Source organism: Lentibacillus sp. Marseille-P4043, assembly GCF_900258515.1.
GTDB lineage: Bacteria > Bacillota > Bacilli > Bacillales > Amphibacillaceae > Lentibacillus_C.
Genome location: NZ_LT984884.1, coordinates 2,412,340 through 2,438,359 on the forward strand (window position 1 = coordinate 2,412,340; position 26,020 = coordinate 2,438,359).

General features: G+C 37.3%; 29 protein-coding genes and 1 other annotated feature. Of the genes, 27 read left to right on the forward strand and 2 right to left on the reverse strand.

Annotated elements, in window-relative coordinates:
• Window positions 1-13: 13 nt before the first annotated feature.
• Both C8270_RS11735 and C8270_RS11740 read right to left on the reverse strand, forming a co-directional pair.
• Window positions 14-889: an ATP-grasp domain-containing protein gene (locus tag C8270_RS11735; protein WP_106497011.1), complete on the reverse strand. Its 876-nt coding sequence runs from the start codon at window positions 887-889 to the stop codon at window positions 14-16.
• A gap of 266 nt (window positions 890-1,155) precedes the next feature.
• Entirely contained in the window at window positions 1,156-2,040 is an 885-nt protein-coding gene (locus tag C8270_RS11740; protein ID WP_106497012.1) for an ATP-grasp domain-containing protein, read from the reverse strand.
• An 84-nt stretch (window positions 2,041-2,124) separates the two neighbouring features.
• On the opposite strand from C8270_RS11740, the gene C8270_RS11745 reads away from it, so the two are divergent.
• The 27 genes from C8270_RS11745 (at window position 2,125) to tgt (ending at window position 26,006) form a co-directional block, all read left to right on the forward strand.
• On the forward strand, window positions 2,125-3,405 hold the full coding sequence (locus C8270_RS11745) for a bifunctional folylpolyglutamate synthase/dihydrofolate synthase (protein ID WP_106497013.1): 1,281 nt from the start codon (window positions 2,125-2,127) through the stop codon (window positions 3,403-3,405).
• Between the two features lie 257 nt (window positions 3,406-3,662).
• Window positions 3,663-5,234 carry a sensor domain-containing diguanylate cyclase gene (locus C8270_RS11750; RefSeq protein ID WP_158701703.1) on the forward strand — a complete coding sequence of 524 codons (1,572 nt, stop codon included), beginning with the start codon at window positions 3,663-3,665 and terminating at the stop codon, window positions 5,232-5,234.
• 141 nt (window positions 5,235-5,375) lie between these two features.
• On the forward strand, window positions 5,376-6,278 hold the full coding sequence (locus C8270_RS11755; protein WP_106497015.1) for an SPOR domain-containing protein: 903 nt from the start codon (window positions 5,376-5,378) through the stop codon (window positions 6,276-6,278).
• Window positions 6,279-6,586: 308 nt separating this feature from the next.
• Window positions 6,587-7,276: a RadC family protein gene (radC, locus tag C8270_RS11760; protein ID WP_106497016.1), complete on the forward strand. Its 690-nt coding sequence runs from the start codon at window positions 6,587-6,589 to the stop codon at window positions 7,274-7,276.
• 272 nt (window positions 7,277-7,548) lie between these two features.
• Entirely contained in the window at window positions 7,549-8,589 is a 1,041-nt protein-coding gene (locus C8270_RS11765; RefSeq protein ID WP_106497017.1) for a rod shape-determining protein, read from the forward strand.
• A gap of 11 nt (window positions 8,590-8,600) precedes the next feature.
• Window positions 8,601-9,476, forward strand: a complete 876-nt coding sequence (mreC, locus tag C8270_RS11770; protein ID WP_106497018.1) for a rod shape-determining protein MreC — start codon at window positions 8,601-8,603, stop codon at window positions 9,474-9,476.
• On the forward strand, window positions 9,476-9,991 hold the full coding sequence (mreD, locus tag C8270_RS11775) for a rod shape-determining protein MreD (RefSeq protein ID WP_106497019.1): 516 nt from the start codon (window positions 9,476-9,478) through the stop codon (window positions 9,989-9,991). Before mreC ends, mreD begins: the two co-directional genes overlap by 1 nt.
• Window positions 9,992-10,073: 82 nt before the next feature.
• A complete protein-coding gene (gene minC / locus C8270_RS11780) occupies window positions 10,074-10,760 on the forward strand; it encodes a septum site-determining protein MinC (RefSeq protein WP_106497020.1) in 687 nt (228 codons plus the stop codon).
• Window positions 10,753-11,550 carry a septum site-determining protein MinD gene (gene minD, locus C8270_RS11785; protein ID WP_106497021.1) on the forward strand — a complete coding sequence of 266 codons (798 nt, stop codon included), beginning with the start codon at window positions 10,753-10,755 and terminating at the stop codon, window positions 11,548-11,550. The genes minC and minD overlap by 8 nt, the downstream gene beginning before the upstream one ends.
• 129 nt (window positions 11,551-11,679) lie before the next feature.
• Complete coding sequence (locus tag C8270_RS11790; protein ID WP_106497022.1) at window positions 11,680-12,459, forward strand: M23 family metallopeptidase; 780 nt, start codon at window positions 11,680-11,682, stop codon at window positions 12,457-12,459.
• A 73-nt stretch (window positions 12,460-12,532) separates the two neighbouring features.
• A complete protein-coding gene (locus tag C8270_RS11795; RefSeq protein WP_234028552.1) occupies window positions 12,533-13,303 on the forward strand; it encodes a M50 family metallopeptidase in 771 nt (256 codons plus the stop codon).
• A gap of 71 nt (window positions 13,304-13,374) precedes the next feature.
• Window positions 13,375-13,452 (forward strand) — a sequence feature (ribosomal protein L21 leader region).
• Between the two features lie 14 nt (window positions 13,453-13,466).
• Window positions 13,467-13,775: a 50S ribosomal protein L21 gene (rplU, locus tag C8270_RS11800; protein ID WP_106497024.1), complete on the forward strand. Its 309-nt coding sequence runs from the start codon at window positions 13,467-13,469 to the stop codon at window positions 13,773-13,775.
• Between the two features lie 12 nt (window positions 13,776-13,787).
• On the forward strand, window positions 13,788-14,117 hold the full coding sequence (locus C8270_RS11805) for a ribosomal-processing cysteine protease Prp (RefSeq protein WP_106497025.1): 330 nt from the start codon (window positions 13,788-13,790) through the stop codon (window positions 14,115-14,117).
• 14 nt (window positions 14,118-14,131) lie between these two features.
• Complete coding sequence (rpmA, locus tag C8270_RS11810) at window positions 14,132-14,422, forward strand: 50S ribosomal protein L27 (protein ID WP_106497026.1); 291 nt, start codon at window positions 14,132-14,134, stop codon at window positions 14,420-14,422.
• Between the two features lie 123 nt (window positions 14,423-14,545).
• Window positions 14,546-15,067 carry a Spo0B domain-containing protein gene (locus C8270_RS11815; protein WP_158701705.1) on the forward strand — a complete coding sequence of 174 codons (522 nt, stop codon included), beginning with the start codon at window positions 14,546-14,548 and terminating at the stop codon, window positions 15,065-15,067.
• Between the two features lie 15 nt (window positions 15,068-15,082).
• Entirely contained in the window at window positions 15,083-16,363 is a 1,281-nt protein-coding gene (obgE, locus tag C8270_RS11820; RefSeq protein WP_106497028.1) for a GTPase ObgE, read from the forward strand.
• A gap of 35 nt (window positions 16,364-16,398) precedes the next feature.
• On the forward strand, window positions 16,399-17,274 hold the full coding sequence (pheA, locus tag C8270_RS11825) for a prephenate dehydratase (protein ID WP_106498526.1): 876 nt from the start codon (window positions 16,399-16,401) through the stop codon (window positions 17,272-17,274).
• A 134-nt stretch (window positions 17,275-17,408) separates the two neighbouring features.
• Entirely contained in the window at window positions 17,409-18,557 is a 1,149-nt protein-coding gene (safA, locus tag C8270_RS11830) for a SafA/ExsA family spore coat assembly protein (RefSeq protein WP_234028553.1), read from the forward strand.
• The gene (locus C8270_RS11835; protein WP_106497030.1) at window positions 18,550-19,509 is read left to right on the forward strand and encodes a phosphotransferase; all 960 of its coding nucleotides are present in this window, start codon (window positions 18,550-18,552) and stop codon (window positions 19,507-19,509) included. Before safA ends, C8270_RS11835 begins: the two co-directional genes overlap by 8 nt.
• Before the next feature lie 27 nt (window positions 19,510-19,536).
• Entirely contained in the window at window positions 19,537-20,280 is a 744-nt protein-coding gene (nadE, locus tag C8270_RS11840; RefSeq protein ID WP_106497031.1) for an NAD(+) synthase, read from the forward strand.
• Between the two features lie 57 nt (window positions 20,281-20,337).
• Entirely contained in the window at window positions 20,338-20,874 is a 537-nt protein-coding gene (locus C8270_RS11845) for a YhcN/YlaJ family sporulation lipoprotein (protein WP_158701706.1), read from the forward strand.
• Between the two features lie 99 nt (window positions 20,875-20,973).
• Window positions 20,974-21,705 carry a YebC/PmpR family DNA-binding transcriptional regulator gene (locus tag C8270_RS11850; protein WP_106497033.1) on the forward strand — a complete coding sequence of 244 codons (732 nt, stop codon included), beginning with the start codon at window positions 20,974-20,976 and terminating at the stop codon, window positions 21,703-21,705.
• Window positions 21,706-21,817: 112 nt separating this feature from the next.
• Window positions 21,818-22,426: a Holliday junction branch migration protein RuvA gene (ruvA, locus tag C8270_RS11855; RefSeq protein ID WP_106497034.1), complete on the forward strand. Its 609-nt coding sequence runs from the start codon at window positions 21,818-21,820 to the stop codon at window positions 22,424-22,426.
• Between the two features lie 12 nt (window positions 22,427-22,438).
• On the forward strand, window positions 22,439-23,443 hold the full coding sequence (ruvB, locus tag C8270_RS11860) for a Holliday junction branch migration DNA helicase RuvB (RefSeq protein ID WP_106497035.1): 1,005 nt from the start codon (window positions 22,439-22,441) through the stop codon (window positions 23,441-23,443).
• Entirely contained in the window at window positions 23,440-23,646 is a 207-nt protein-coding gene (locus C8270_RS11865; protein WP_106497036.1) for a DUF2905 domain-containing protein, read from the forward strand. Before ruvB ends, C8270_RS11865 begins: the two co-directional genes overlap by 4 nt.
• A gap of 174 nt (window positions 23,647-23,820) precedes the next feature.
• The gene (queA, locus tag C8270_RS11870; RefSeq protein WP_106497037.1) at window positions 23,821-24,849 is read left to right on the forward strand and encodes a tRNA preQ1(34) S-adenosylmethionine ribosyltransferase-isomerase QueA; all 1,029 of its coding nucleotides are present in this window, start codon (window positions 23,821-23,823) and stop codon (window positions 24,847-24,849) included.
• 17 nt (window positions 24,850-24,866) lie between these two features.
• Window positions 24,867-26,006, forward strand: a complete 1,140-nt coding sequence (tgt, locus tag C8270_RS11875) for a tRNA guanosine(34) transglycosylase Tgt (protein WP_106498527.1) — start codon at window positions 24,867-24,869, stop codon at window positions 26,004-26,006.
• Window positions 26,007-26,020 lie beyond the last annotated feature (14 nt).

Below are 26,020 nucleotides of genomic sequence, written 5' to 3' on the forward strand. Positions count from 1 at the left end.
CGGAATTCTCATATTATAGGGGATTCCGCTTTTGTTCTAATTTAGTCTTAATGTGTTTTATATAGATTTTCAGTATATTGATATCACTGACTACACTGAGTGTCCGCGATCCAACTACATCTTCAATTTCATTAAATAGCAGGCTGCCATCTTTGGCTATTAAAAAGTCAATCCCAACCATACCAAAGTCAAAGGAATGAATGATTTTGTTGATCAACGCAATTTCGTGGGGTTTTAGCATATACCAAGTTGCTGAACCGCCTAATTTATAATTTGCACGGAAATCATTGGTGTTTTCCCGTAATACAGCACCAACAATTTCGTTGCCAACAACAAATACACGTACATCTTTTCCAAGTGAAACGTCACAGGATTGGATGATTACTTCATCTGTAGAGAGGGCAGCTAGACTAGTTTTCCAATCTTCTATATTACGAATATAATACACTTGCTTTCCACCCCTTCCACCAGTTTCTTTTAGGACAAAAGGAAAGGAAGCAGGTGGATTTGTTGATAACGTATGTTTTTTGCTAAATATTGTATCTACCATAGGGATATGAAGATTGATGACATGGTGATGTGTTAATGCCTTATTATTACAGATTCTAGCTGTATGAGAGGAGTTAAATACTGTCACTCCACATGCTTCTAAATGCAAACGTAATAATTGGTCAATAGTGCGAACCACCGTAAACTCAGGCAAGCGAACAGTTTTATTTTTATGGTGTATCACCCGTTGATTTTGGAAAATACCGATTGTAAGATCCTCACGTAATATTAATTCAAGATGTATTTCTTGTAAGCGTGCCTCTTCTATAAACCAATTAATATAGTCTCTATTCTGTTCTGCATCTGTTTCGCTATATACTAGCCAACCAGTCTGTTCCACGATTAATCAGCCTCGCTTTTTTTTACATTTGGCTTTTTAAAGTATGTTTTCAAAAAGATTGATGTTTTTTACACAAAAAAAATAAAATGCGATGTAACTAAGAAATTGCTCATCCGCCGTTCCGGAAAGCGAAGTGTATTTCCGGAACGACAGTCCGTCATCCTATTCTACGTCGCAGTTTCTATCAACTACGAAATTAAAAAGCAATTAACATTTTGAAAAGAGCTTATGGGAAAGAGTCAGTTTCCGGGAATAGTTTTCGGACTTTAAAAGGTATTCTTGATATAACTAATAATATAATCAGCAACATCAATGTTTGTGCAGTTATACATATTACGAATATGCGCATTAGAGTTGATTTCACAAATGATTGGATTATTATCTGGTCCAAATAATAAATCAACTCCTGCAAAATCGGCACCTATCGCCTTTGTTGCAGCTACAGCTATTTCTTTTTCCCGTTCAGCCGGTTGATAAGCTTGCATCGTACCACCCGCTGTTACATTCGCTCTAAAATCATCTGACGCATGTCGGGTCATTGCTGCGACAACTTCATCGCCAACTACGTGTAAGCGCATATCCTTGCCATAACTTGTGGTGATTAATTCTTGAAAGACAAATGGCTTATCGTCTATTTCTTTTATTTTAGCAACCATTTCCGCTTTTGTATGCACCAAATAAACTTGTTCACCAAATGATCCGTAAGCTTCTTTGAGGATCATCGGAAACCCGAATTCGTCGATTACCTGTTGGAAATTGTCTAGTTCCAAATCTCCTGAACCCGGAAATCGTTTTGGGGCTATAATTGTTTTCGGAATTGGCAAATGATGTTGCGCCAAAATTTGGTACGTTGCAATTTTGTTGTCACTTATTTCAATTGTTTTGGCACAATTAAAAACCCGAATACCTAGTAATTCTAATTGTTTAGCTAAATAAATGTCTTTATCGGTAAAAATAACAAAGTCGGGTAACAACCGTTCGCCGATAATAGTGAGTTTGTTGTCTCCTAAATAGGAAAAAAGTTCACTGTTTTTGTATATCGTCGTTTTGATCCCTTGTTTTGATGCCGCGCTTTGTAGCCACTTGGCAAAATCAAGAAATTTAGTTCCAGTCAATTGTCCGTTATAAATGATCCATCCGTTTTTGTTCAACAATTATTTTCCTTTCTATACATTGGATTGTTTTTGGTATACTTAATATACGATTTGATAATTTATCGGAAAAGCGGTGTACATATGTTTGAAAACTTTCAGCAAGTACAAAATTTTTTTGCGAACAGGAAAAAGTTCGGTATAAAACCAGGTCTTGATAGAATGAAGCGTTTGTTACAATTACTCGACAATCCACAAAATAAACTGAATGCGATTCATGTTGCTGGGACTAATGGGAAAGGTTCAACCATTAATTATGTAAAGGATGCATTAAGGTTTAATGGTTACCATGTTGGCGTTTTTACATCTCCGAGCCTTGATGGTTTAACCGGACATGTTTTATTAGATGATCAGGCAATTCCGGAAAAAACGTTTATTTCTTTAGTAGAGGAAATGTATCCTGCCATACAAGAGTTGGATAATGCAAATAATCATCCTACTGAATTTGAAATTATCACGGCACTTGCATTTGTTTATTTTGTTGATCGAGTTGACTTTGCCTTAATTGAAACAGGGATGGGAGGCTTGCAAGATACGACAAATTGTTTCACTCCCATGTTATCCATTATAACAAATGTAGCGAGGGATCATATTGCTTTTTTAGGAGACACGATAAAAGAGATTGCCCATCATAAAGCAGGAATCATAAAAAGAAATATTCCTGTCATTGTTGGTGAAATGGATCAGGAAGCATTAGCTGTAATGAAGCATAAGGCGATGTCACTTCATGCACCATTTTATCAATTTGCCAAAGAATTTAAGATGAAATCTCTTGAACAATCAGCCTATGGACAACGTTTTGAATGGACCAACACAACAACCAAAATGAATGTATCGTTAAACATGAATGGTAACCACCAACAAATGAATGCGTCTCTGGCAATGATGGCATTGGTATTAGTAGAGAGGTATGATTATTCGATTAACTGGGATAAGGCCCTAGCTGGAATTCATCAATCACAACTGCCTGGTAGATTTGAATTGGTACATCATAACCCAACGATCATTATTGATGCTGCACATAATACAGCGGGAATTCAATCATTTATTCAAACTGTATTACAAAATTATGCAGACAGAGAAAGGTATTTAATTTTTGCGGGTTTCAGAGATAAAGAATTGGATCGGATGTTAAATCAGTTGAGTGCGCATTTTACACAAATTACGTTAACGACATTTGACCATTCTAGGGCAGAATCTGTGGAGGCTTTATATCATTCCGCTTCGTTTAAGAACAAATTAATAAACAAGGACTGGCTTAATGCAATTGCTGATATAAGTAATAAACCTTCTAATGCCTGCTATTTTATTACTGGGTCATTTCATTTTATTTCGTTAGTTAGGAAATATTTTGTAAAAAACTAGGCATTATGATATATTTTTATTATCAGAAATTTTTCATTTAATAAGTATATATACCTAGTAGAGAAAATGGATTATCAGTCCTTGATAGGAGTTGCATGGCGAATATGGTAACAAGAAAAAGTACAATTATGCTCTGGGGTTTTTGCCTTATACTATGGCCGTTGGTATTATGGTTGTCACATGAATATTATTTTTTAAATATGGAAGGTCATCTGACAGATATAATTTTATTTGCCATTTTTATGTGTGTTGTTTCTTTGTTTCCTATCATAATCAACAATCAACCCGTATTTTTCGTTAATGGGATTAGTATTGTCGTATTCCTGTCATTTGGACTGTTTGTAGAAATTATCTTAACGCAAATAGCAGTTTTATTAGTGTTAAAAGTAGATAAAAAAGAACTCTATCGTATTCCATTAAATATGATTATGTTTTTGGCTGTCTCCGTGACATCCGCGGCAGTATTTTGGTTGCTTGGAGGGAATCATCAAACATTTGATTATCGTGATAGTACAGATATCATAGCTGTTTTTGGATATGCTATTTCAACTTTTATCGTTAACCAATCTATTATTAAATTATTTCGTCGCTTTTTATTTAAACAAAAAATGAGGTTTTTTGATAAAGGGCTAGTATGGGAACTTACATCTTCATTGCTTGTTATACCCGTGGGATTAGTTTTAGCAGTGTTGTATACGGAGATTGGGATGGCAGCGATTTTTTATATGGGGATCCCTATTGTAAGTATTTCCGTTATATTAAGACTGCTCTATTCCTATCAGCAAATTAACAGGTATTTGGAGCGAACAGGACAAATTGGTCACCAATTAACAAAACGATTAGAGATAGAAGAAGTTTATGATGTATTTATACAAGAATTAGGTAATTTAATACAGGTAGACTATGCATATATTTATGTAACAAATAATAATGAATACCTGAAATTAGAACGGCTGTATGACGGCAATAAAAAAGTGAATATAACCGCTGATTACGAACGAGTGGACCGAGACGAGGTCTTTAGTGGAAAGGTTTGGTCAATAGAAAGGCCAATTACTTTTGGGAAGGCGAAGGAATGGTCAACGATTAACAATGAAAAAATACCATTACATATAGAAAGCGTTTTGTCATTACCTGTGGAATATGACAATGACGTAATTGGTGTCGTAACCCTTGTTTCAAAACAGAAAAAGGCATTTGAGAAATACCATTTCCGAATTTTGGACATCCTAACAAACTATTTGGGAGTGGCGATTGAAAATGCTAAAAACTATGAAGAAACCAAATCAAAAAGTGAACGAGATAGCTTAACAGGCCTCTATAATTATCGATATTTAGAGAATCAAATGGAACATTATTATCAAGTGCTACCCTTAGATCAAAGTGAAATAGCTTCTCTAATCATTTTGGATATTGATCATTTTAAAACAATAAACGACAGCTATGGTCATGAATCAGGAAATGAAATACTTTGTCAAATTGCAAATCGGCTAACTGAATTGTTTTATGAGCATGCAATAATAGCACGTTACGGAGGTGAGGAGTTTGTTGTTTTTCTTCCGGAAACTGATTTAACGGAGGCAGTCCAACTTGCAGAATCATTACGTGTCAATATTGCTTCGATCCCATTTATTCTTAGAGAGCATATTTTAGACTATAATAATAGTACTGAAGTATCAATTACCGCAAGTCTCGGTGTCGCTACATACCCATTACATTGTGAATCCCACAGTGAGTTAATTCGTCACGCTGATCGAGCGATGTATATTGGAGCAAAGCGGAAGGGTCGCAATAAAGTAGCTGTTTACGAAGAATTGCAGACATTGTAAGCAGAAATCTCTATTATTCTAGCCTTTTCTTGCTTTTTGCAAATTTATGTTGAACATTTTTAAACAAGACTGACAAAACTCGCCTTACTTTTTAACAGACCTATGCTAGAGTGTAAAAAAGTAGCAAAGTGAGGGGAGTAAATGACTGAAAAAAAGCCACCAATCATACGGATGAACGGTAAAAAGACAAAAACAAACAGGAACAATGACTTGAAGAAAAAGAGTATGATTCACCATGAACATGCCTCCGCATTGGAAGATTCAGATAAAAACGAACGAATTCCGACATTTGATAGAAACCATTCCCTTGATGAATATGATAGAAAATACGCAGCAAATATAAAAAAGCTGGGAAACGTTAAGCCGATTATTGTTGCAGCAGTTTCTGCTGTTGTAATTGGTATTTGCTTAGGGATTATTATGTTGAATATGTTTGATGGAATTGATGACGGGACTAATAGTGAAATAGAACATACAACGGCTTCAAATACGGATACAAATACACAGGATTCAGAGCAAACTTTATCTAGCATTACGTTACAACCAATTCATGCCTTTGTGTTACAGGCAGGTGTTTTTTCGACCGAAGCAAATGCATCGCAGTGGTCTGAAAAATACCAGAAAGCCGGGTTTCCAACTACTATTTGGCAAAGAGATGATCAATTTTTCTTACTAGCAGGTATTGCCGAGACGAAGAAACAAGCGGAGTCGCTAAAAGCAAATTTTGCTGATTTTGATATTTATGTAAAAGAGTGGAATACGAAGGAAACGGAAAAACAGTTTACTCAGCCAGGGAATGAATGGATCTCGTCATTTGCTGAATTGTGGCATGAATCATTAAAAACCATAAGTGCTCAAGAAACTGTATCGGCAGAAGCATGGCAAAATTTGCTTGATGGTTACCCGAAACAGGCAGAAAAATTGTCACCGTTCTTTGAGCAAATAAGTGATTCGCGCAAAAAATTTGAGGGTACGAATATGGCAAATGAGCAAATTTTCCTCATAGACCAATGGCGTCAATTTGAATTGCATGTGTTAAATTAATATGGTTACAAAAGCAGGTATAAAAAAGATGTTCAAAAAATCACCAAATGATAAACGGCAGATCTTTCCGTTGATGACTAGGAACCTAGTTAACTTAATCGTTGATTTGCTGACTTTTTGAACAGACATTTTTAGCAAATACCTGTTTTTGTATTTTCGGGAATAAAGCCTGATGCAAAATGTCATTTCCCCTTGGTAGATATTCCGATTTTATTGGCTGAAACCCTCATGAAATCACAATTTTACCAAGTTGTTGAAACTCCTCATAATCGCTAATATAGGATTATTAAATATAAGGGGGAAAAATGATGACAACTTCATCGATTATGATTAAAGATGTACCAAAAGAAGATAGACCAAGAGAGCGCTTATTGAAGCTTGGGGCAAGCCATCTATCCAATCAGGAATTGTTTGCGATTTTACTCGGCAGTGGAACAAGAGAAGAGTCTGTAATGGCCCTATCACAACGGTTATTGATGCATTTTGAAGGATTGAGTTTATTAAAGGATGCAACGATAGAAGAACTAACTGCAATTAAAGGGATTGGTACAGCTAAGGGTGTTTTGCTTCTTTCTGCAATTGAAATAGGAAACAGATTGAATCAATATAAGCCAAGCGATCGGTATGTCATCCGTTCACCAGAAGATGGGGCAGATTACATTATGGAGGAAATGCGCGGGTTAAATCAGGAACATTTTGTTGTTTTATTCCTTAATACGAAGAATCAGATTATCCATAGACAGACCATTTTTATCGGCAGCCTCAATGCCTCTATCGTACACCCCAGAGAAGTTTATCGGGAAGCGGTTAAACGTTCAGCAGCTTCCATAATTTGTGCACATAACCACCCTTCCGGAGACCCCAGTCCTTCCCAAGAGGATATTCATGTAACAAGACGATTGGTTGAATCAGGAAAAATGATTGGGATTGAGCTTTTAGACCACATCGTTATTGGAGATCGAAAGTTTGTGTCATTAAAAGAAAAAGGTTATTTGTAGGTGAATTCCTATTAGAGGATTTTAAACACTCACTACTATAACACTATCTATTTTTTGTTTTTTTTCGTATAATATGATAGACACTACGCAAATAGGCGCCATTTTTCAATCTGGTTGTTGAAATTGGCGCTTATTATGATTAAAAAAATGTACTAAACACGATTATTACGTGTTAAAATAAAGGTTAGTCTACATTGCAAAACGTTAAATTAATCGCTATAGTTGAAGCTACATACAACTAATGAATGGCTTGTTTGGAAAGGGAGATTTTTTTGGGACGATTCAGTTTTTCACAGGATTTAGGAATAGATTTGGGAACAGCAAACACACTTGTTTTTGTAAAAGGTAAAGGTGTTGTTTTAAGAGAACCATCAGTTGTAGCAAAGAACATTGAAACAGGTGAAATAGAAGCGGTGGGAAGTTCGGCACGCAATATGATCGGCAGAACACCTGGAAATATTTCTGTGATTCGCCCGATGAAAGACGGGGTGATTGCCGATTATGATACAACAGCTGTCATGATGAAATATTATATAAAAAAGGCCATGCGAAATCGCTCCATGTTTGCTAAAAAGCCAAACGTGATGATTTGCGTGCCATCAGGTATTACGATGGTTGAAGAACGAGCGGTTATTGATGCTACAAAACAAGCAGGTGCAAAAGATGCCTTCCCAATTGCTGAACCATTTGCTGCAGCAATCGGATCAGGATTACCTGTTTGGGAACCTACTGGCAGTATGATTGTCGATATTGGTGGTGGTACGACCGAGGTTGCCGTTATTTCCTTAGGTGGGATTGTTACAAGCCAATCTATTCGTACCGCTGGTGATGATATGGATGAAGCAATTATTCAATATATTCGAAAAACGTATAATTTAATGATCGGTGAGCGATCTGCCGAATCAATTAAACTGGACGTGGGAACAGCTGGCGAGGTTCTAGACAATGAAGAAATGGATATACGCGGGCGGGATATGTTAACGGGTTTGCCAAAGACCATTTCCATTACGGCTCAGGAAATTGCTGGCTCATTAGCTGATACGGTTGAGGAAATCGTGAATGCTGTGAAAAGCACACTGGAGAAAACACCGCCAGAACTCGCAGCCGATATTATGGATCGCGGGATTGTCCTTACCGGTGGAGGATCATTATTACGGAATTTAGATCAAGTCATAAGTGATGAGACAAAAATGCCTGTATTTGTAACGGAAGATGCGCTTGATAGTGTGGCAATTGGTACAGGTAAATCATTAGAATACATTCAACATTTCCGCAGCCATCCGAATGTGTCATCTCGTCCTACTATTGAATAGGTTGTGTTTTTATGCCGTCTTTTCGAAAAAAACGATTATTTATTATCTTGATTGGTATCATTATTCTTGTTGCTTTAATCGGTTATTCACTTCGGGATAGAGAAAATTTATCTACACCTGAACAATTTATCAAAGACTCCGTTGGATGGGCGCAGAGCGTTATACACACACCGGTTAAATTTTTAACGAACATTTTTACGAATATTGATGATCTCAAGGATACGTATAAGGAAAATCAGTTGTTAAAAGAAAAATTATCACAGTATAAAGGACTTATTTATGAGGTTCAGGAAATTAAAACAGAAAATGAAGAACTACGTAAAACATTAGACAAGACAGAATCTATTAGAGATTTCGATCCTATCCAAGCGACAGTTATGTCACGAACACCTGAACGTTGGGTTGATCAAGTAACGATCAATAAAGGAAAACAAGATGGCGTTGAAAAAAATATGGCTGTTATTACTGCGGATGGGATGATTGGAAAAATACAGACTAGATCGCAGTTCACGTCTACTGTTCAATTGCTTACGGGTTTTGATCAATTCAATCGTATATCAGCGACAATTTCCCGTGAGGAAGGGAAAGACATATTTGGCTTAATTGAAGAATTTGATGAAGAGAGTAATTCATTATTATTTAAAATCATTGAAGAGTCAGATAAAGACTTAAAAAAAGGTGAATTAGTCGTTTCATCTGGAATGGGCGGTGTTTTTCCAGCTGGTTTACCGATTGGGACAGTCAAAGAAGTTGTACCAGATCAATATGGATTGACTCGTACTGCTCTAGTGAAACCGGCAGCCAATATGTATGAAATTAATCATGTGATTGTTGTTGATCGTAAGCTGACCGACAATGAGGAAAATGATCAGGAGGATAAAGAGTAATGAAACGATTATTTATACCACTGATTCTTTTCTTAGTTGTCATTTTGGAAGGTGTTGCACTGGAATTATTACCAACTCGTCTTGTAACAGGTGACTTTTTAATTATTCCTCATTGGGCACTTGTGTTTTTAGTTTACGTTTCGATGTTTTATGATAAGGAAAATACGTATTCCTCCGTATTTTATGGGATAATGTTTGGTATGTTGATTGATATTGTATATACCGGAGTTCTTGGTGTGTACATGTTTACATATGCTTTTGTCATTTACATTGTTCAAGGCTTAAAAAAATTGTTGCATGCTAATATTTATGTAACGATTTTACTGGGTATTTTTGGTATAATATTGGGTGATTTTACAATTTATATTATTTTCTCTGTAATTGGTATTACCGAAATTGCCTGGCAACATTATATAATATATCGACTTCTTCCAACAGTTCTAGCAAATTTGCTGTTTTTACTAATTTTATACCCATTGGTAAGGAGACCTCTTATAAAATGGAGAGATGAGTAGTTGCCTGGCTGATTTTGCCGATAAAAATGAACAGAAATAGTAATTTATCTTAAGGTATAGGAATTAATGAGGTGAGCATATCGTGCGTGAGAAGAAGCAATTGATAACAATTAAAGGAACAAGAGATGGACTTACACTGTTTATCGACGATTCGTGCTCATTTGAAGATGCGTTCATCGAATTGAACGAAAAACTAATTGAAAACCATTCCAACAAAGAAGAGCCTATGGTATCAGTGACCGTGAAATTGGGTAATCGCTATTTGGACAGGGAACAAACAGAGCGATTACGATCATTAATTAGCAAGGACAGTCATTTCTTTGTCCAATCTTTTGAATCAAATGTGATCCCAAAAGAAGAGGCCTTGATGTTAAAGGAAGAAAGTGAAGTTAAAGCAATTAATAGAATAATAAGGTCTGGACAAGTATTGGAAGTGAAAGGCGATTTACTATTAATTGGTGATGTAAATCCAAGTGGCAAAGTAGTTTCAACAGGTAATATTTATGTTATGGGAAACCTACGAGGTATTGCACATGCAGGATCGGGTGGCGATCGAAATGCAATCATTGCTGCATCTTATATGAAGCCCAGTCAACTCCGGATAGCTGATTATATCAGCCGCGCCCCAGATTACGAATCTGATGGTGTGTATATGGAATGTGGTCTCATTGATGAAGAAAAGGATAAAATTATTATTGACCGATTGCAGGTTCTTTCACATAAACGAAAAGATTTAAGTAGGTTTGAAAGGAGAATGCTAAATGGGTGAGGCAATCGTAATAACTTCCGGAAAAGGCGGGGTTGGAAAAACAACGACAACCGCAAACATTGGTACGGCTCTAGCTTTAATGGAGAAAAAAGTTTGTTTAATTGATACTGATATTGGCTTGCGCAACCTTGATGTTGTAATGGGGCTAGAAAACCGGATTATATACGATATTGTTGATGTCATTGAAGAGCGTTGCAAATTAAAACAAGCACTGATAAAAGATAAACGCTTTGAATATTTATCTTTGTTACCGGCATCACAGACTAGTGATAAATCTATTGGGACAACGGAAAATATGAAAAAGATTATTGCAGAGCTAAAACAAGATTATGATTATATTATTATCGATTGCCCAGCAGGGATAGAACAAGGATTTCAAAATGCTATCGCGGGAGCTGATAAAGCAATTGTCGTCACCACCCCTGAAAAATCAAGTGTAAGAGATGCAGATCGGATTATTGGTCTATTAGAAAAAGAGGAAATGGAAGCACCTAGTCTGATCATTAATCGAATTCGAAATCATATGATGAAAAGTGGAGATATGCTAGATATTGATGAAATTATCCAAGTTTTATCGATCGATTTAATTGGAATTGTTATCGACGATGATGAGGTTATCAAAGCTGCGAATAAAGGTGAGCCGGTCGCCTTTCATCCAAATTCAAAGGCTTCGATCAGTTATCGAAATATTGCCAGAAGAATTTTAGGCGAAACCGTTCCATTACAATCCCTTGAGGATGAAAAAGGAATGTTTCAAAAGGTTAAGAAGTTCTTTGGTTTACGTTCGTAATGATTAATAGTATTAAAAAGCAATGAATTGATAAAAATCATCATTGCTTTTTTTATTTTTAACTCTTAACATAACTTGTCTATCCTGCACATACACTTGTAAAAAAGTCTGATGAAGGAATGTGAGGATATGAATAAAGGTGTAAAAAAAGTTCGTAAATCAATTGCGCAGCGGAAGAATTTACGCTCTCTAAACTCCGGGAAAGAAACGAGAAAGAAGCTGACACCCGCCTTTCCCCAAGAGGAAGAAAAGCATGGTTACTATCCGATTTTTCCTGACGATCCACAAAAACAACAACGTCCAGTGAAACAGCAAGGTCGATTGGTTTCAAGTATTGTGTTGAAAGGGGTTTTATCGGTTATCTTGTTTTTTGGTGTGGCGTTTTTATATCAAACCGATACTACCTTTTTAAGTAAGCCAATGACCTGGACAAGCAATGCATTAACGAAAGAATTTCCATTTGCTCGGGTGAATCAATGGTATCAGGAAACATTTGGCACACCCATGGCATTAGCACCACAAGAAAAGCAGCAAACAAGTAATGAGCAGGCATTAGCACTTCCAGTTAATGGAAAGGTGTCAGAGTCTTTTCAGGCAAATGGTTCAGGTATTATGATTGCACCACAAGATAAAGCTGACATTGTTTCATTGGATAAAGGTGTCGTTATTTTTGCTGGAAATGATCGTGAGACGGATAAAACGGTGATTGTACAGCATGCGGATGGAAGTAAATCAACTTATGGCTATTTAAATTCTATTGACGTCCATTTATATCAATCGGTTGCTTATAATCAACGACTTGGAGAATTTGAACCAAACGAGACAGATAAAACAGTATTTTTTGCGATTGAGAAAGACAATAAATATGTTGATCCTGTTCAGGTAATTAAAGTCGATGATGTTCCATAAATATATTCCTCCTGTCCATATTCATCCTATTCTCCTGTTGTTTATAGCGATTTCTCTGTTGACAGGCACCTTTGTGGAACTGTTTATTATCCTAGCTATTGTATTTATTCATGAACTAGGACATTATTTGATGGCAACTATCTTTAAATGGCGTATTAGAAGTATCATGTTATGGGTTTTTGGCGGTGTCATGGATACAGATGAACATGGAAATAGGCCAATCCATGAAGAAATGCTTGTTACGATAGCGGGGCCATTGCAACATCTTTTTATTTATGGCATTATATTTTTTATTTCTGCTGGTGAGTTTGTTCCATCATCGTTAATTGAATTAATGTTTCATTATAATACACTAATTCTCTTGTTTAATTTAGTACCAATATGGCCGCTGGACGGTGGAAAGTTTTTATTTTTATTGCTATCTTCTTTTATACCATATCGACAGGCATATCATTCTGTCATCATTATTTCGTTGCTTGCTTGTATTAGCATTTTATTGCTTCAATTGTTTGTTTTTCCATTTACCTTAAGCTCCTTTTTAATCATACTTTTTCTACTAAAGGAAAACAGATTGGAATGGAAAGAGCGGTATTATGTATTTATCCGTTTTTTATTAAAACGTTATCAAGGTGATTCAACTGTGAAAGGTGTTCGATCCATAGTAGTCCCACATCAAAGTTCTTTAATGGATGTGTTTGCACAATTTCATCGGGAAAAAAGGCATTCCATTTATATTCAATTTTCGGAAAATGAGCGAAAATCCATTGAGGAAAATGATTGTTTACAGCAGTTTTTTTACGAAAGACAGTATAATAAGACAATTGGGGAACTTGTTCAATACTAGAAAGTGATATCTGAGTTCTTGACAATTGTTCATTAATCATGCTATCATCAATACGTTATTCATCGTAGCACCACATGCTACAACCGCGCAGAATAGGTTGCTAAACTCTTTTTTGAAAGGGTACCTAAATGGCGAGTCTGAGTTCACTAAGGAGGTGCAAGTTATGTACGCAATTATTGAAACTGGTGGTAAACAAATTAAAGTTTCAGAAGGTCAAGAAATTTACGTTGAAAAAGTTGTTGCAGATACAAATGAATCTGTAACTTTTGATAAAGTACTTTTCGTTGGCGGCGAAGATGTAAAAGTCGGTGCTCCATATGTTGATGGTGCAACGGTGACTGCTAAAGTTGAAAAGCATGGTCGTCAAAAAAAGGTTACTGTATTCAAATTCAAGCCTAAGAAAAACTACCATCGTAAACAAGGTCATCGTCAACCATATACGAAATTAGTAGTTGAAAAAATCAATGCGTAAAGGTTTTTGTCTATGATTCATGTAACTGTTTATCGCTCAAATAATCAAATAACAGCATTTGAACTTTCTGGACATGCTGATAGTGGTCCGTACGGTTATGATTTAGTGTGTGCTGGGGTGTCGGCTGTATCATTTGGTGCAGTTAATGCAGTTCTTGAATTGTGTGAAATCGACCTTGATATTGAACAGGGGAGTGAAGGTGGATACCTTCATGTTGCGCTTCCTGACACGTTGGATAACACGTCAAAGGAAAAAATGCAGCTCTTGTTTGAAGGCATGATTATTTCATTAAAGACGATAGCAAGTGAGTATAGTCAGTTTATTACGATAAAATGTAAATAAGGAGGTGCAGCTCAATGTTACGTCTAGATTTACAGTTTTTCTCACAGAAAAAGGGTGTAGGTAGTACTAAGAACGGTCGTGATTCTGAATCAAAACGTCTTGGTGCGAAACGCGCAGATGGACAGTTTGTAACTGGTGGATCTATTATATTCCGTCAACGCGGAACAAAGATTTATCCGGGTGAAAACGTAGGCCGCGGTGGGGATGACACTCTTTTTGCCAAGACTGATGGTGTTGTTAAATTTGAACGCTATGGTCGCGATCGTAAAAAAGTAAGTGTTTATCCAATAGCTCAAGAAGCGTAAAAGCTTATTAAAAAAGCTTCAGCCAATTCATTGGTTGGAGCTTTTTTATATCTTATAATACATGCAGGCATGACGTTTTTTCGTGTTTCTGCTATACTCTTGTTATTAGTGGGGGGATTTAAGTTGGATGAGAAAGCGATGGTAGATTTACTACGATTATACAGGCATGACCTAATGAATGATTTGCAGATTGTTCAGGGATATGCTTCAATGGGAAAAATTGATCGCGTTCAAACAAAAGTTACGGAGTGTATGGATCGGTTTCATGAAGAAAGAAAGTTAATGAGTTTGAGCGCTGCCAAATTTGCTTTATGGCTAATTCAATTTAATTCCATACATGCAAATATTCGATTATCATACTATATAAACGTTGAAAATAAAACATTATCGGGTATTGATAATACATTGTTAAATCAATGTCAATTGGCGATTAAGTCGCTAGAGCAATTGCTTGATGATGAGGAACTATATGACGGTAAAATGGTGTTGGGCCATACCTCGTCTGCAATTGAGATAAACTTATCGTTAACTGGAAATTTTCAAGCACAGACCATTTTAGAGTTGAATGAAAAATACATGGATAAAATGAATTTCTGTAAAGCGGAAAATGGAGTGACATGTCATGTTTCCATACCGTTTTACTAAATGAGGTGAGCAGTAATGTTTGTAGATCAGGTTAGTGTATACATAAAAGCTGGTGACGGTGGTAATGGTCTTGTTGCATACCGTCGAGAGAAATACGTGCCAAAAGGCGGACCTGCTGGAGGCGATGGTGGAAATGGCGGTGATGTGATTTTTGAGGTGGACGAAGGTTTGAATACATTAATGGACTTTCGGTATAATCGCCATTTTAAAGCAAAACGTGGAGAAAATGGGATGAGTAAAAATCAGCATGGTAAAAATGCTACACCATTAGTTGTACCAGTTCCTCCAGGTACAACTGTTGTAGATGAAGAAACGAATGAAATTATTGCTGATTTAACACATCATAAACAGCAGGCAATTATCGCACATGGTGGCAGAGGTGGACGTGGAAATTCCCGTTTTGCCACACCAAGAAACCCAGCACCTGAGTTTGCCGAAAATGGTGAACCAGGACAAGAAAGAAATATTAAAGTAGAATTAAAACTTATTGCGGATGTTGGGCTTGTCGGCTTTCCTAGTGTCGGGAAATCTACTTTTATTTCGGTTGTGAGTGCTGCTAAACCGAAGATTGCCGATTATCATTTTACGACATTATCACCTAATTTAGGTGTGGTTGACACAAGTGACCATCGAAGTTTTGTGATGGCTGACCTACCTGGTTTGATTGAAGGAGCCCATTCTGGCGTTGGTTTAGGTCATCAATTTTTGCGACATGTCGAACGAACAAGAGTAATTGTCCATGTTATTGATATGGCTGGAACGGAGGGGCGCGATCCATACGATGATTTTGTGAAGATTAATCAAGAATTAAAAGAATATGATAACAAGCTCATGGATCGTCCACAAATTATTGCAGCAAATAAAATGGACATGCCAGGTGCAGAAGAAAATATAAAGATTTTTAAAGATAAACTTACGGAAGATTATCCGGTTTATCCAATATCATCGCTCACAAAAGAGGGGCTTAGGGATATTTTGTTTGGGATTGCAGATACATTGGAGAAAATACCAAAAGTTGCTCCTAAGGTTGAAGAGACGGAAGAAGAAGTTGTTTATCGCTATCAACGACCACAAGCTTCCTTTGACATATCCCGTGATGATGACGGTGCTTTTGTACTATCAGGTATAAAAATTGAAAAATTATTTAAAATGACCGACTTTAATCGAGATGAAGCTGTTCAGCGTTTTGCCCGTCAACTAAGAGGGATGGGGGTCGATGAAGAATTACGAAAACGTGGAGCAAAAGATGGTGACACCATAAGATTATTGGATTATGAGTTTGAGTTTATTGAGTAATCGGATGCTTATTGATTTATGTAGCTAAGGACTGGATGATAAGGGGGAAGGTTTGCTTGACGTTAAAAATAGGATATTTAGGACCAAAAGGAACATTTACCAAACTAGCTGTTGATGCAGCATTTAATGGTGAAATGAAACAAAGCTTTGAAACAATACCAGAATGCATCGATGCGGTTGATGCAAATCAAATAGATATTGGAGTTGTCCCATTAGAGAATGCGATCGAGGGGACAGTGCAATTAACCGTCGATTATCTTGTTCACCAAGTGCGCTTGCCAATTGTTGCTGAAATTGTTGTTCCAATTCAGCAGCATTTGCTTGTTCGACCAGATTTTTCTGGGGATATATCCGAGCTTAAAGAAATTCATTCACATAGCCATGCGATTGCACAATGTCATCAGTACATTCATCAATACATACCGAATGCGACGATTCGTTTTACCTCTTCAACAGGAAGAGCGGCTGAAATCGTCAGCACTAGCAACGAATCCATAGCTGCTATTGGCAATAAGCTTGCGGCCAAAGAATATGGTTTATCGATCTACCAAGAAGACATTCATGATTATCCAAATAACCATACACGTTTTGCTGTTTTAGCAAAAAATGAAGAAATTGTTAAGGTGAAACATGAAATTGATGCGGAGAAAACTAGCCTTTTAATTACATTGCCTAGTGATTATGCAGGTGCACTGCATCAAGTCCTTGCAGCATTTGCCTGGCGAAAAATGAACCTTTCAAAAATCGAATCAAGACCGATGAAAACTGGATTGGGCAATTATTTCTTTATTGTGGATGTTAACCAGCCATATGATGGTGTCTTGTTCCCAGGTGTGAAAGCTGAATTAGAGGCTTTGGGATGCAATGTTACGTTTTTGGGTACATATCCGGTCTACCAACTGAATATATAATGGGCAACAAAAGAAAAAACCGTCTATTTTGAACAGGATAGACGGTTTTTGTGTTGTTGAAGAATTTAGTTTTCAACTTTTCTTAAGTTGGTGCATATGTTGATAATGAGTGATTAGCCCAATTGTAACTTGAAATGAAGGGAGTTTGGTTTAACTTGAAAATTCACGTCGTTCAAAAAGGCGATACATTGTGGGAATTAGCTAAAAAATATGGGGTTGATTTTGAAGAATTAAAACAACTCAACTCACAATTATCGAGCCCGGATATGATTATGCCAGGTATGAAAATAAAAATACCTAGTTCAACAAAAACCGTACAAAAGGAAAGCATGAAAATGAAAGAGACGCAACAGCCACAAGTCAATCAGCCATACAAGGACATATCGCCTAAACCGATACCAGTAATTAAGGAGGATGAAAAGGAGAAGCAAAAGCAAATGCAACCGCATATGCCAAAGGAGCAGCAAATGCCAATGCAACCACATATGCCAAAAGAGCAACAAATACCGAAACAACCGGAAATGCCACAGAAACCAGAAATGCCGATGCAACCACACACACCAACGCAGCCAATGCAACCAATGATTCAAATGCCAATAATGGAACAAGAACTACAAAATTACACGACGATTAATTTGCCGCAGATGCCACACTATCCGGAGGCAAAAGAAGAACCAGTAAAACAAGAAAAACCAAAGCCGATGCCACAACCACAACCGTTACCACAGCCACAACCAATGCAGATGGTACCGATGTGTTGTCATGTGATTCATCCGTGTGGCCCACCAATGCCACATGACTTTTTTCCGGTAATGGGTACATTTGCTGGTGGACATATGCAACCTAATGTAGCAATGCATCATGGTGAAAATTCCCATCCATATCATCATTACGGAAGTCAGATGGAGTCGCCAACAATGGAAATACCAACAATGAAAATGCCAACATTGGGAATGTCAACAGCGGAGATGCCCGTGAAACCAAAACAAGTAGCAGGGGATCAAGACTGTGGGTGTCAAGGTAAGGATCCATTACCACCGCATCAAATGGGGCATCATCAGAATCAACCACCAATATATGGCGGCGGTTTTCCGAGCGGATATCAACAGTATCCAGGATTTAACCCGCAACAAACACAACCGGAATATCTGACCAATAAACAAACATATCCTCCACAGTTCATGCCTCCAACAAATAAAAGTCCGTACCCGACACCACCAGGATATCCGCCATTTTCTGAATTTGACTATCGTTCAGAAGAGGATGACTCGGAAAGTGAATAATTTTAAGCGAAGAGACGAGATGCAAGTTGATCGTCTCTCTTCTTTTTTATATCAAAAAGGAAAATTAGAGTGTGCAAAAATTATCCCGATTAAAGCTTATGTTTTTCATGTAACGACACACCAGGGAGTAGAGAAAATTGTAAAAAAACACCGTAATTTTCGAGTGATTGAACAACAATGGAATTTCTTTGAAGAAATCAACCTATCAACTGTTAACGCTTATGAAAGGTTTCCAAATGGGAAAAAATATATCAAACACAATCAACACATTTGGACACTTGCTCCATTTATTCAAGGAAGGAAGCTAAATTATGGGATCGAGGCTGACCGGAAATCTTGTTTGAACACATTGCGACAATTTCATGAACATGCTCGGTCAATTACAGTCCCGAACCCAGTCAAACGGCAACTTTTTTATGTTCGTTGGGCCAACCGATTAGCATCTTTTAAGAAAACAGCACACTTTTTTGCTAAAAATGGTTTTGAAACATTATTTAAGGATATCGTACAAACATCTGAGGTATCTTTACGTTATGCGCACCAACTACCTTGGAAATCATTGGAGCAGAATGTTGAAAGGGATTCCGAATGGATTCACGGTGACGTCGCTGGACACAATTTTATTCGTAACAAAGAAGTGCATATGATTGATTTTGATTTACTTGCGTGCTCACCAATGCTTCATGATTACATTCAATTAGGACAGCGTTTTTTACCATACTTGGATTGGGATTTCGACAAGTTACTTGATTATAGAATGGTAAAAGAAAAGCAATTGAAATTATGGATTAGCGCTATGGTTGTACCTGCTGATGTAATGCGGGAATGGCTGCATTTTCTTAATCGTAAAAATTCTACTTCTGTTTATCATTACTTGGCCGGATTGGAGAAGGACTGGATAAAACGACAATCTTTTTTGAAAAAAGCACAATCAATGCTAAAATCAATCTAGATAGGTATCTGAGAAGGAGCGATTGCAATGGAAGAAACAGTAGATAAAATTGTACAGTGGTTACAACAACAGGTGCAGGAAACGGGTGTAAATGGTCTTTTGGTTGGAGTAAGCGGAGGACTTGATTCAGCCGTCGTGGCTCATTTAATCAAGCGAGCTGTACCTGATCATTCACTAGGTGTCATTATGCCTTGTAAAAGTAATCCGACTGATATAAATCACGCCCAGGATGTTTCAGAAAGCTGTGAGATAAATACAGTAACAGTTGATTTAACAGAAACACATCAAGTACTTTATAACGGTATTCAACAACAAGTTAGACAAAAAGGAGAATGGCAAGAAGCGAATGATCAATTAGCAGATGCAAACCTTCGTGCCCGATTACGCATGAGTACATTATATACACTTGCAACGAACTATAATTATTTAGTTGTTGGTACAGATAATGCTGCTGAGTGGTATACTGGTTATTTTACAAAATATGGTGATGGCGGCGTTGATATTCTTCCAATTGTTGAATTCACGAAACAGGAAGTTCGCGAAATGGCAAGCTATCTAGGTGTTCCAGAACAAATTATCGATAAAAAACCAAGTGCTGATTTATGGGAAGGGCAAACAGACGAAGCTGAAATGGGTACAACGTATGATATTATTGATGCCTACTTACAGGGTCAGGAAATACCAGAAGCAGATAAAGAAACGATCGAAAAATTGCATAAACGTACTGAGCATAAACGAAATGGAGCAAAGCACTTCGTCATAAAGGGATAAATTAACTGTTTAAAAACACCTCTTCTATACAACCTAATGGATAGGGAGGTGTTTTTTATGGATAAATTAATTGTTTCTTTGCTTTTCACAGCAACATTGTTGGTCGGATGTACCAATTCAAATGAAGATGCCCAAAGCGATGACCTAAATACGCAATCCGTGAATTATGAAACAGACAATGAACAGGAAAGTCGATTAGGTGAACGGGATGACAAAGATGGATACCCACAGAGTGATCAGAGTGATACAAATGCAGCAAAAGGGAACCGTAATTACTCCGATATTTTTGTTAATGATGAGTCGGATAAAATCTATAATCAGCTCATTAAACGGAAGGAAATAAAACAGGCACAAGTTGCTTCGGTGGATGATAAAGTTGTTGTCGCGGTGATGTTAAATGATCATACCGACCATAATATTCGGGATATGATTGAACAAGAAACGCAAAAAATCGTACCAAATAAACAGATTGTTGTGTACACAGATGATATTCATTGGGATCGAGTAAATAATTTAAAAGCCCGTTTAGGACCTAAAAACGCAGCAGAAAATGTAAAAGATGAAATTAAAGATTTATTTAACATGAATGATTAACCTTTGCTTGATAGCAGAGGTTTTTTTATGACCACACTTTATAAATAGCTCGATTTTTGATATAGTAAGAAAGGAAATTTCTAGAGAGGAGAATGTCCTATGGCTGGTCATTCTAAGTGGAAAAATATACAACGAAGAAAAAATGCTCAGGATGCGAAAAAAGGAAAAATTTTCATGCGTCATGCGAAGGATATTTATTTGGCCGCAAAAGCAGGTGGTGGGGATCCGACTACAAATGCTACACTACGCCTGACAATAGATAAAGCAAAGGCAGATAATATGCCAAATGATAATATTGATCGCGCTATTAAAAAGGCAACCGGAACGCTTGATGGTGCCAACTATGAGGAAATTACGTATGAAGGTTATGGCCCTGGTGGAGTAGCAGTTATTGTAAACATTTTAACAGATAACAAAAATAGAACCGCAGCAGAAGTTCGGCATGCCTTTAAGAAAAATGGTGGTAACCTAGGTGAAAATGGAAGTGTATCTTTCATGTTTGATCGTAAGGGTTACATTGTAATCGAAAATGAAGATGGATCGATCGATGAAGACGAAATCACCTTAGAAGCAATTGAAGCAGGTGCTGATGATATTGTTGTTGAAGATGGTGCATATGAAATATACACAACACCTGATAATTATGATGCTGTTTGTGACTATCTGCGTAATAATGACTATGAATTAGCCGATGCAGAGATTACACTATTTCCCCAAACATATAATACACTACCCGAAGAAGATCAAGAGAAAATGATGAATTTAATTGATGCTTTGGAAGATAATGAGGACGTTCAGGACATCCATCATAACTTGGAAGAGACAGATTAACGAACAAAGTGAAACAGAAAAACACCAATTAAATAAACAAATTGGTGTTTTTAATTTGCTTTAGGTATAGATGTGTTAGAATAGTGTAAGGATTGTAAAAGGAGAAGGTCACATGATTGCATATATAAAAGGTATTGTTACATATATACATGATGATTCTGTTATAATGGATGTTCAAGGGGTTGGGTACGAAATAATGTGTGCCAATCCTTTTGTGTTTCAGACATTACTAAATCAGGAAACGCTTATCTATACTTATCATCACGTTCGTGAGGATGCACAAGTATTATATGGGTTTAAACACCAAGATGAAAAATCACTTTTTACGAAGCTACTCCAAGTGTCAGGCATCGGACCTAAAGGAGCGCTAGCGATCTTAGGATCTGTTAATGTTGGTGATTTTGTTGCAGCGGTTGAACGTGAGGATGACAAATTTTTAACTAGCTTTCCTGGAGTTGGTAAAAAAACAGCAAGACAAGTAATATTAGATCTAAAAGGAAAATTAACAACGATGCTTTCACTGGAAGCACAGCCGGAAATCACAGAAACGAGTAAAACAGCTTCAAGCAACCAAGAGATGCAAGAGGCGCAAGAAGCATTAAAAACATTAGGATATTCTGATCGGGAAATAAAAGCGATAATGCCAAAATTACAAAATGAAGCGATCGAGAATACCGATGAGATCATTCGCAAAGCATTGGGATTATTGGTGAAAAATTAGGGGGATTATAGGATGGATGAGCGCATGGTTACAGGTGAATTACAAGCAGAAGATTCGACTGTTGAGCTTAGTCTTCGCCCCACAACTTTAAATCAATATATCGGTCAACAAAAAGTAAAAGATAATCTGAGTATTTTCATCCAAGCAGCAAAAATGCGGGAAGAGCCCCTCGATCATGTTTTACTATATGGTCCACCAGGATTGGGAAAAACAACGCTTGCAGCAATCATTGCGAACGAAATGGGTGTTCAATTTCGGTCGACTTCAGGCCCAGCAATCGAACGGGCTGGTGATCTGGCGGCAATCCTTTCTTCGTTAGAGCCTGGTGATGTATTGTTTATCGATGAGGTTCATCGCTTGCCAAGATCAGTAGAAGAAGTGCTATACGCTGCGATGGAGGACTTTTTTATTGATATCGTCATTGGCACAGGACCAAGTGCGAGGTCTGTTCGTATAGACTTACCGCCATTCACATTAGTTGGAGCAACAACAAGGGCAGGTCTTTTATCCGCGCCATTACGCGATCGATTTGGAGTCCTAAGCCGCTTGGAATATTATGATGCAGACGCTCTATGTTCCATTGTCGAACGTACTGCAGAGATATTTCAAACAACCATTACAAAAGATGCGGCTGTTGAAGTGGCTAGACGATCAAGGGGAACACCACGTATTGCTAATCGATTGCTAAAACGAATTCGTGATATTTCTCAAGTTAAAGGTGAAGTAGCGATTAGTCTGGAAACAACAGAACTTGCTTTACAAATGTTACAGGTAGATGATGTAGGGTTAGACCATATCGATCATAAACTGTTAAAAGGTATTATTGAAGGATTTCAAGGTGGACCGGTTGGGTTAGATACTATTGCAGCAACGATCGGTGAAGAGTCACAGACAATTGAAGATGTATATGAACCGTATTTACTACAAATTGGTTTTATCCAACGTACACCAAGAGGCAGAATCGTAACACCAAAAGCTTATCAGCATTTTGGCATACAAGGGAAAGAAATGGAATGAGTATTGGGAAACTCTTTATCATTTTGGGGATCACATTCGTTATTATTGGCATCATTTGGACGTTTATCGGGAGACTACCTGGAGATATAAGCTTCAAAAAAGGAAACTTCTCCTTTCATTTTCCAATTATGACGTCGATTGTGGTCAGTATAATTTTATCAATCATTTTTTACGTGCTAGAGGTTGTTCAAAAAGTCCGGTAAAAATGACACGTCGAATTTCTTCGTTGGCTTGCTTTTCCGTTCCTCACGTATTAAAAACATACGTTCCGGTACTCAAAGCTACGCCGTCTCGAACTTCTCGGTCTTTTTTATCCTCCTTTTTGAACACGCACATTACTAGGAAAATTTCGTTAACGTATAGTAAGGGGATACATCATGAATATAGAAGACTTTGATTTTGACTTACCAGAGGAATTAATTGCGCAAACACCGTTAAAAGATCGGACAGCCTCACGATTATTAGTATTGGATCGTGAAAAGAATAAAATAGACCATAAGCATTTTGCCGATATAAAACAGTATCTCAATAAAGGCGATTGTTTGGTATTAAATGATACACGAGTATTACCTGCGAGATTGTATGGGATCAAAGAGGACACTGGGGCAAAGATTGAAATATTGCTTTTGCATCAACAGGAAAAAGACAATTGGGAAGTACTAGCAAAACCAGCTAAAAAAATAAAAGTAGGCACAGAGCTTATTTTTGGCGATGGTAAGCTTAAGGCAACGTGTATGGATATATTGGACCATGGCGGACGAATTCTTGAATTTCATTATGAAGGGATTTTTTATGAAGTTTTAGATGAACTAGGTGAAATGCCATTGCCACCGTATATTAAAGAACAACTGTCGGAAAAAGAACGCTATCAAACAGTATACGCGAAGGAAGAAGGATCAGCGGCAGCTCCTACAGCAGGATTGCACTTTACAAATGACCTATTAGATGAAATACGTGCTATGGGTGTAACGATTGCATTTATTACGCTACATGTTGGTTTAGGAACATTTCGCCCTGTGAGTGTAGACAATATTGATGATCATAAAATGCATTCTGAATTTTATCATATGACAAAGGAAACGGCAGAGACGCTTACAAATATCCGGGAGAATAATGGTAGAATCATTTCGGTTGGCACAACATCAACGCGTACACTTGAGACAATTGTTCGCGATAATAATGGAGAGTTCGCTGAAGCTAGTGGCTGGACAGATATTTTTATTTATCCACCCTATACGTTTCAGGCTATTGATGGCTTAATTACGAATTTTCACTTACCAAAGTCTACTTTAATCATGATGGTAAGTGCCTTGGCAGACCGAGAAACGATTCTACGGGCATACGATGAAGCTGTGAAAGAACGGTATCGCTTTTTCAGTTTTGGTGATGCGATGCTAATCATATAGAAGAGGAACGAATGAAAATGCAACCAATAACATATGAATTAATTAAAACATGTAAACAAACTGGCGCGAGACTCGGAAAGGTGCATACACCACATGGTTCGTTTGATACGCCAACGTTTATGCCTGTTGGTACACTTGCAACGGTAAAAACGATGAGCCCGGAAGAACTTACAGAGATGAATGCTAAAATTATTCTTTCCAACACGTACCATTTGTGGTTACGTCCTGGTGAGGATATCATTCAAGAAGCTGGTGGATTACATCAATTTATGAACTGGGATGGGGCAATTTTAACTGATTCGGGTGGATTCCAAGTATTTAGTTTAAGCGACATGCGTAAAATTAAAGAAGAAGGGGTTCATTTCCGTAACCATTTAAACGGAGAAAAATTATTTTTGTCACCGGAAAAATCGATGCAAATTCAGAATGCGCTTGGTTCGGACATTATGATGGCTTTTGATGAGTGTCCACCATACCCAGCAACCTACGACTACATGAAAACATCCGTTGAGCGAACATCACGCTGGGCAGAACGTTGTCTCCGGGCACATGGTCGTAAAAATGATCAAGGCTTATTTGGAATTATCCAAGGTGGTGAATATGAGGATCTTAGAAAACAAAGTGCACAGGATTTAACATCATTGGATTTTCCTGGATACGCGATTGGTGGCTTATCTGTTGGAGAGCCAAAAGAGATTATGAATCGGATGTTGGAATTTACTACACCACTTTTGCCAAGCGATAAGCCAAGGTATTTGATGGGGGTAGGGTCACCGGATTCTTTAATTGATGGCGCAATCCGCGGTGTTGACATGTTTGATTGTGTTTTACCAACACGAATTGCTCGAAATGGGACGTGCATGACATCTAACGGAAGACTTGTGGTAAGAAATGCTAAGTACGCACGTGACTTTAGTCCAATCGATGAAAATTGTGACTGTCATGTATGTAAAAATTATTCACGTGCATATATCCGTCACTTAATTAAATGCAATGAAACATTTGGATTTAGGCTAACTACTTACCATAATTTATATTTTCTGTTAAACTTAATGGAGCAAGTACGAACAGCGATAAGCGAGGATCGACTTGGCGATTTTAAGGAAGCATTCTTTGAACAGTATGGTTTTAATCAACCGAATGCAAAAAACTTTTAGGGAAAGGAGGAATT